The 6,976-nt window shown below is 55.6% G+C and carries 8 protein-coding genes; 4 read left to right on the top strand and 4 right to left on the bottom strand.

Going from position 1 to position 6,976, the window contains the following annotated elements; translation table 11 throughout:
• Positions 1-82: 82 nt before the first annotated feature.
• Positions 83-1,393, bottom strand: coding sequence for an efflux RND transporter periplasmic adaptor subunit (locus ACIQ20_RS15335; protein WP_395781815.1), 1,311 nt, complete (start codon positions 1,391-1,393; stop codon positions 83-85).
• A gap of 181 nt (positions 1,394-1,574) precedes the next feature.
• Here ACIQ20_RS15335 and ACIQ20_RS15330 point away from each other — a divergent pair, with 181 nt between their 5' ends.
• The 4 genes from ACIQ20_RS15330 to ACIQ20_RS15315 are packed head-to-tail and all read left to right on the top strand — an operon-like array spanning position 1,575 to position 4,336.
• Positions 1,575-2,258 (top strand): TetR/AcrR family transcriptional regulator, encoded by a 684-nt coding sequence (locus ACIQ20_RS15330; protein WP_395781813.1) that lies wholly within the window; start codon positions 1,575-1,577, stop codon positions 2,256-2,258.
• Positions 2,259-2,296: 38 nt separating this feature from the next.
• Positions 2,297-3,229 (top strand): class A beta-lactamase, encoded by a 933-nt coding sequence (gene bla, locus ACIQ20_RS15325; protein WP_395781811.1) that lies wholly within the window; start codon positions 2,297-2,299, stop codon positions 3,227-3,229.
• A gap of 4 nt (positions 3,230-3,233) precedes the next feature.
• Complete coding sequence (locus tag ACIQ20_RS15320) at positions 3,234-3,899, top strand: glutathione S-transferase (protein ID WP_395781809.1); 666 nt, start codon at positions 3,234-3,236, stop codon at positions 3,897-3,899.
• An 8-nt stretch (positions 3,900-3,907) separates the two neighbouring features.
• Positions 3,908-4,336 (top strand): AAA family ATPase, encoded by a 429-nt coding sequence (locus tag ACIQ20_RS15315; RefSeq protein ID WP_395781807.1) that lies wholly within the window; start codon positions 3,908-3,910, stop codon positions 4,334-4,336.
• Positions 4,337-4,343: 7 nt separating this feature from the next.
• On the opposite strand, the gene ACIQ20_RS15310 is transcribed toward ACIQ20_RS15315, so the two are convergent.
• The 3 genes from ACIQ20_RS15310 to cysD form a co-directional block, all read right to left on the bottom strand.
• Positions 4,344-4,745: a hypothetical protein gene (locus ACIQ20_RS15310; RefSeq protein WP_395781805.1), complete on the bottom strand. Its 402-nt coding sequence runs from the start codon at positions 4,743-4,745 to the stop codon at positions 4,344-4,346.
• A gap of 155 nt (positions 4,746-4,900) precedes the next feature.
• Positions 4,901-6,172, bottom strand: coding sequence for a sulfate adenylyltransferase subunit 1 (locus ACIQ20_RS15305; RefSeq protein ID WP_395781803.1), 1,272 nt, complete (start codon positions 6,170-6,172; stop codon positions 4,901-4,903).
• The coding region (gene cysD / locus ACIQ20_RS15300; protein WP_395781801.1) for a sulfate adenylyltransferase subunit CysD at positions 6,172-6,976 on the bottom strand (805 nt) is incomplete at its 5' end. The genes cysD and ACIQ20_RS15305, both read right to left, overlap by 1 nt.

The raw sequence follows: 6,976 nt of genomic DNA, 5'->3' as shown, positions 1-6,976 counted from the left end.
AGAAGCGCCAACAGTGCAAAGGCCAAAAGCGTGAATTGCCAACGCTCGACGGTAAAGCTTGCCGGGTTGTACTTTGAGGCAATCACGATTTTGCCTCAACGACCGACACCTGTGCCTTGTCACTCACATAGGCCCCACCCGAGGTGACAATGCCGACACCCGCAGGAATGCCACGGACCAAGGCCTGATTACCTTCTAGGCGCACGAAGTCGACGGTGGCGAGCCGCACGGTCTTCTGGTCGCCATTGAGTACAAATAAAGTTGCCTTGCCGTTGGTCACGCCAATCAGCGACTCGGTAGGAACAAGCACTTCATTGCTCGCCGCAAGAGGCGCAGCACTCGTCTTGGCCTTGATCCGGGCTTCGGCAAAAAAGCCGGTCTTCACTTCACCACCACCCTCAATCGCAATGTCGACGTCAAAGGCACCGGTTCGGGGATCGGCACGTTCTGCGACGCGCGTCACAACGCCCTTCAGATTCTTGCTAAGCGCCGAAACATAAACATCGGCGGAATCGCCAACTTGGATACGGGCAACATCCTTGTCGGACACAGGGGTCCGCAGGATCAAAGGCGAATCCTCGTCGGCAACGGTCAAAATGGGTTGCCCAGGTGCTGTGATTTCGCCGGGCTCTGCAGCCCTCGTCAAAACGATGCCGCGAACAGGTGCCACCAATCTGGCCCAGCGACGGTCAAAGGCAGCGGCAGAGACAACTGCCTCTGCTGCACGGGCTCTGCCGGAAGCAGCTTGAACACCCGCTTGTGCTGCACCTGCCCCAGCTTGGGCTTGGGTGATCCCTGCACTGGCCGCAAGGGTTCCTTGACGGGCAGCACTGAGGCCAGCTTCGGCTGACCGCGCTGTCGCCTCCGCAACGTCCAAACGTGTCTTGCGCGCATCTAACCGGGCTTCAGAGACAAAGCCCTTCTGCACCAAAGTTGCGTCGCGGTCATAATCACGTCGCGCATTGGCAAGATCGGCTTGGGCTTGCGCCAACGCTGCAGCCGCTCGGCTGGTATTGGCCTCTGCCTGTGCTTGCCCGGCTCGGGCGGAGGCAATGGAGGAAGTTGCGGCACGGGCTTGTTCAACGGCTTGGCCAATGCCGGCGGTTGCCTGCATGGCTTGGGCTTGAGCTTGAATGATCTGCGCTTCGACTTGGGTAGGATCGATACTGGCGACCACACTGCCCTTGTCGACCAATTGCCCTTCGCGGAAATTGACTTCGCGCAGGACCCCACTGATGCGGAAGGAAAGGTCAATCTCCTTCTCTCGGCGGAAAGATCCCGTGGCCACAATCTCGGTCTGTGCATTCACGCTTTGCGCGCGTTTGATTTCAACAAGGACTGGGTCTGCTGCTTTCGACTTATCACCCCCATTGCCACAGGATGACAGGATCATAGCAACGCCTGCTATAAGAATCAGGCGTAGTTTAAAGTTTTGACCCCCCCTTTTGGGGAGGTCCTTTTTCTGTTCTTTTTGGTTGGTCATTTTTTGCCGTACTGGGGAGGAGAATTTCAGACTGGACTACTAACCTATCAGTGATAGGATGACGCAAATTTCGAAGAGGTCAAGAGGAAAAGTGTCGTCTAGCGCAAAAGATTCTGCAAACACTGCTAAAGCAAGCGAGGTTGACCGCGTGGTGGCGCATCGTGCGACGGGCGTTGTACCTCGACTGAAGAGTGCTGCTCGACGCGAGGATATTCTCAACCATGCTTCGCGCCTCTTTTTATCTTATGGGATTGCCGGCACCTCGACCCGCATGATCGCCAATGCTGTTGGTATCTCGCAGCCGAGCCTCTACGCACATTTTGCAACCAAGGAGGCCTTGACCAATGCTTTGTCGGCGCGAGCGTTTGCTGGTTTAGAAGAATTGATTGCCAAGATCCGGTCCGCCGATATTCCAGCGGCCACGCGGCTTGAGGCTTTGATCCGGGGATATATCCGCTTTGCGTTGGATCAGGGGGCTGCTTACCGGATTGCCTTTATGTTGGAAGGTCCCATGCATGAAGACGAGGCGTTCAATCCAGACATTTTGCCGGGCATGCAGGCTTTTGCAGGTTTCCGTGATGGGTTGGCTTTGCTGCAGCATGAAGGTCAATTGCGGGAAGGATCAACCGATCATTTGGCGCAAAGCCTTTGGGCGAGTATGCACGGCCTGTGTGCACTTTTACTGGCGCGCCCGGACTTTCCGTGGGGTGACATTGAGGCCATGATTGACTTCCATGTCGAAATCATTTTGGCAGCCTATCAGAACAAGGCCTGATGGTCCCTGATCAAGTTTACCCGCTTGAGGAGTAGCAGATGACAGCAGCACCCCAAAGCGACCGCCGTGCTTTTTTAGGCACAGCGCTGACGGGCGTGCTGGTTCTGCCGGGCCTTGTTGCCTGTGCCGCGCCGACTCCCATAGTGCTGACACGTAAATCGCCCTTAGAAGAATTGCAGGCGCTGGAAGCGAGGTCTCATGGCAGGCTCGGTGTTGGTATTTTAGACACCGCAACCGGTGATTTGGTTGGTAATCGCCTTGATGAGCGCTTTGCCATGTGCTCGACGTTCAAACTACCTTTGGCGGCTGAAGTCTTGCGCGATGTAGATGTTGGCAAGCGCAAACTCGATCAGTTTATCGCGTTTTCAAAGGCCGACATGGTTTCTCATGCCCCAGTGACTGGGGCAAATCTTGCCTCTGGCGGGATGACGATAGGTGACCTTGCCAAAGCAACCCAAATTACCAGCGATAATCCTGCTGCTAATCTCATCATCCGCGAACTTGGCGGGCCTCTGGCCGTGACACAGCGTTTTCGTTTGGCAGGTGATCGTATCACGCGGATTGATCGCTACGAGCCCATGATGAATTTCGTAGTGGGAGATGATCCACGAGATACGACCTCCCCAGCGGCCATGGCAGGTTTGATCGCGCGTTATCTGACAACGGATTATTTGTCGAAGGCTTCAAAAGACCTCCTCATTGGCTGGATGGTTGAAACACAGACCGGGGCAAAGCGGCTCCGGGCTGGCCTTCCCGCTGAATGGAAGGCTGGCGACAAAACGGGTACAGGTATGGCGGATGGCATGCTAGATAAGTATAATGATGTCGCCATTTTCTGGCCGCCGGGTCGAGCGCCCATCATTGTCGCGGCGTATTTCGAAACCGCCATTGCCTATGGGGACACGCGCGACGAGTTTCAGGCGGTTCTAGCAGAAGCCGGTCGTATCGCGGCGCGATGGGCAATTGCCTAAGGGTATGGGGTCGAATTTACCCATCCTCTACAGTTTTCGTCGCTGCCCCTATGCGATGCGGGCGCGCATGGCTTTGGCGGTTGCCGGACTGCGCCATGAGATTCGCGAGATCTCGTTAAAGGACAAGCCGGCTGAAATGCTACTGGTCTCGCCCAAAGCAACAGTTCCGGTTTTGGTTTTGCCACAGGGTGAGGTCATCGAGGAAAGCCGTGACATTATGCTCTATGCATTGAAGCAGAATGATCCAGAGCGCTGGCTCCAAGATTGGGGCCCTGACCTTGAGGCATTGGTTGAACGCAATGATGGGTCGTTTAAAACCTATCTGGACCAGTATAAATATCCCCAGCGCTTTGATGTGCCGATGGAAACAGCTCGAGACCGGGGCTTAGAAATTCTAATGGACTTAGAGAATCGTCTTGCCGCGTCGCCATTCTTGGCAAGCCAATCGCCGACTTTAGTCGACATTTGCCTCTTTCCGTTTGTTCGCCAATTCGCGGCTGTGGACCCGCATTGGTTTCAGCAAGTACCGTTATATCGGCTTCGCAGCTGGCTCGCCTTCTTTGTTGAGGGGAGGCTATTCGCTCAGATCATGACCAAGCACGCGATTTGGAAATCGGGCCAGCTGGCGATCATTCTTGACGCTTCCGTCCTACATTCGCCCATGGATTGAGGGGCAAGGTGCTTTGGCCTATTGGCGATGCTTTTGAGGGAGCAGACGTGGAGGTTGCTGCCAAGGACGATGGCTACTTTGACATTCAACTCAGCCAATCTGGGCTCTTGCGCCCGTTAAAGGTTGCCGAGCTTTCGGATGGAACCCTGCGCTATTTGCTGTTGGTCGCTGCCCTCTTATCGCCAGATCCCCCTTCTCTCATGGTCTTGAACGAGCCAGAAACAAGTCTGCATCCTGACCTCGTGGCACCCTTGGCAAGGCTAGTCGTCACCACAGCGCGCAAAACGCAATTGATCATCGTGACCCACGCGCCAGCGTTGGCAGGTATTGTAGCAAACGAGGCAGAAGTCGCGATGTTTGCTTTGAATAAGCACCTTGGCGAGACCGTCGTTTCAGGTCCAGCCCGGCCGAGCTGTCAGTGGCCCAGCCGTACTTGAACAAAGACTAGTGCGCTTTGATGCCATGCGCCGCAAAAGCTTGCTTCAGCTGTTCGGCGGACCCGAAGCAATAGCCCGGTATCCAGTAAGGAGGGGCATTTGTTCGGTCCAGCCAAACGCTAGGCTGGCCCTCTGAAGAATGGGTCACACGTAGTCCCTTGATGGTCGCAATGGGAATGACTTCTTGCCAGTTATCTTTAAAAAGCGTGAGGGATTGGCCATCCAGCTTTAGCCCACTATGGCTGTTCTGGATCAACATCAGCAGCGCCATCAAACCAGCTATGCCAGGTGCCGCAAGGAAATACCAAGGGGCTTCATAATAGGCCCCGCCACCCACCATGGCTAAACTCAGAAAGGTTGCAATAATTACGATGGGACGGCGTCCCTTCTGTTCAAACTGATAGTCCATCACGTTTCTCCAGAACAGCTGCCCTAGGATGGCAGCTACCGCCTGTGTAAGATCGAAGGCCCTTAGCCGGTGCACTATATCGCGAGAAACCTTAAAGGTTACTTGCGTGCCGGGGCATGAGCCTAGTTCGAGCTCTCGATCAATTAGTGCCGACCTTAAACCACCCCACGGATCATACCGGCTGCTGCCGTCTGATTGGTCTCTGGATCAATCAGGATGAAGGCCCCAGTTTTGGGATTGTCCTGAAAATGGTCTGCCAGAATTGGCGTCTGAGTTTGAAGGTGCACCAGAGCAATATCATTGAGCTTGAGGGCTTGATCGCCTCGCACTTCGGATAGGTCCCGCATGTCGCGGATGTGCAGCACGACCTCAATCCGACTTTTTATGGCGGCGGTGCCTTGTTGGAGAAGATATCGGCGACGGGGGTCCCAAGCCTGATCGTCCAGCCAGCACAGGTCTGCGATGACGCGGTTGGCATAGCTGGACTCTGGCCCAGTTAGAATGTCGCCCCGGGCAGCATCGACTTCGTCTTCTGTGTAGAGCGTAACAGACTGGCCTGCTTCGGCTTCGGTCAAACTTTGGTCAAAAGTTTCAATCCGCGACACCTTGGTTGGGCGGCGATGGGGTCCAACAAAAACCGCGTCGCCAACGGCTACTTGCCCAGAGGCAATTCGGCCTGCATAGCCGCGTTGTGCTTCGAGCGTATGGCCATCGACCCGCACGACGCGCTGGACTGGAAAGCGAAACGGCAGATCGCTCAAATCAGTCCCCTCGCCTTGGCTTTGCAGGACGTCCAAAAGCGAAGCACCCTGATACCAAGGCGCGGCTGGACTGATCGTCACCACATTGTCGCCAGAACGCGCATTGATAGGCACGATGGCGGGATTGGTGATCCCGAGGCTGCGGCTCAATCGCTTCAGGCTTTCCTCAACCTCTCCAAAGACCTTTTGTGACCAATTGATAAGGTCCATCTTATTAACGGCAAACACGACTTTCAAGCCAAGCAAATGGGCAATGGTCGCGTGGCGGCGCGTTTGGACTTTGAGTGCACCTTGATGCAGACGCGAGGCATCCACCAGCACAATGGCAACATCGGCATTGCTCGCCCCTGTCACCATGTTGCGGGTATATTGCTCATGACCTGGCGCATCGATGACGATGAAGGAGGTTTTAGGGGTGGCAAAGTAGCGGTAGGCGACATCAATCGTGATGCCTTGCTCGCGCTCACTCTCCAAGCCGTCGGTGACAAAGGAGAGGTCAAGGTGCCCATCCTCGGCACGGCTGAAGCGTGCGTTGGAGAGCGCATCGACTTGGTCGGTCATCAGGGCTTGGGAATCGTGTAGGATGCGGCCAATCAAAGTCGACTTGCCATCATCCACGCTGCCCGCCGTCACAATGCGCACGAGTTTGGTTTGAGTTTGGGACATCAGAAATAGCCCTCCCGCTTGCGACGTTCCATCGCTGCCTCATTGACCTTGTCATCCATCCGGGTGGCACCACGCTCAGACAAGGTGCTGAGGCGGGTTTCAGCGATGATGGCGGCAACATCTGCTGCATCACTCTCAATCGGGCACGTGCAGGTCATATCGCCAACCGTGCGGAAGCGGACAAGGCGGTTCTCAATCAATTGGCCCTCTGCCGCGGGCGTTACAGGGGTTATAGGCCGCCAGAAATCACCATCGCGAACGACTTGACGTTCATGGGCAAAATAAAGCTTGGGCAGCGCAATGTTCTCGCGCGCAATATAGGTCCAGATGTCGAGTTCGGTCCAATTTGACAGGGGGAATACACGGAAGTTCTCCCCCGCTTGCAAGCGACCATTATAGAGGTCCCAGAGTTCGGGGCGTTGAGACTTTGGGTTCCACGCGCCAAAGGCATCACGGTGACTGAAGACGCGTTCTTTGGCGCGCGCTTTGTCTTCATCGCGTCGGGCACCGCCAAGTAAAAGGTCAAAGCCATGGGTTTCAATCGCTTCGAGCAAAGTCACTGCTTGAGCCGCATTCCGGCTGGCCAAGGGCGAAGTCAAACGGACACTACCGCGCGCGATGGAATCTTCTACATGGGCTACGACCAAGCGCTCACCCAGCCGCTTGGCGGTTTCATCGCGGAACTCGGTGACACCCTCAAAATTATGGCCGGTGTCGATGTGCAAGAGTGGGAACGGCAGCTTCTCAGGCCGGAAGGCCTTCAGCGCCAAATGCAACAAAACCGCGCTATCCTTGCCGCCAGAG

The organism is Aquidulcibacter sp. (assembly GCF_044346625.1).
GTDB lineage: Bacteria > Pseudomonadota > Alphaproteobacteria > Caulobacterales > Aquidulcibacteraceae > Aquidulcibacter.
This window is presented reverse-complemented; position numbering and strand designations above follow the sequence as displayed.

Coding starts and splice junctions, on each gene's coding strand:
- ACIQ20_RS15335 (WP_395781815.1), bottom strand. CDS start 1,393: ATGATCCTGTCATCCTGTGGCAATGGGGGTGATAAGTCGAAAGCAGCA.
- bla (WP_395781811.1), top strand. CDS start 2,297: ATGACAGCAGCACCCCAAAGCGACCGCCGTGCTTTTTTAGGCACAGCG.
- ACIQ20_RS15320 (WP_395781809.1), top strand. CDS start 3,234: ATGGGGTCGAATTTACCCATCCTCTACAGTTTTCGTCGCTGCCCCTAT.
- ACIQ20_RS15310 (WP_395781805.1), bottom strand. CDS start 4,745: ATGGACTATCAGTTTGAACAGAAGGGACGCCGTCCCATCGTAATTATT.
- ACIQ20_RS15305 (WP_395781803.1), bottom strand. CDS start 6,172: ATGTCCCAAACTCAAACCAAACTCGTGCGCATTGTGACGGCGGGCAGC.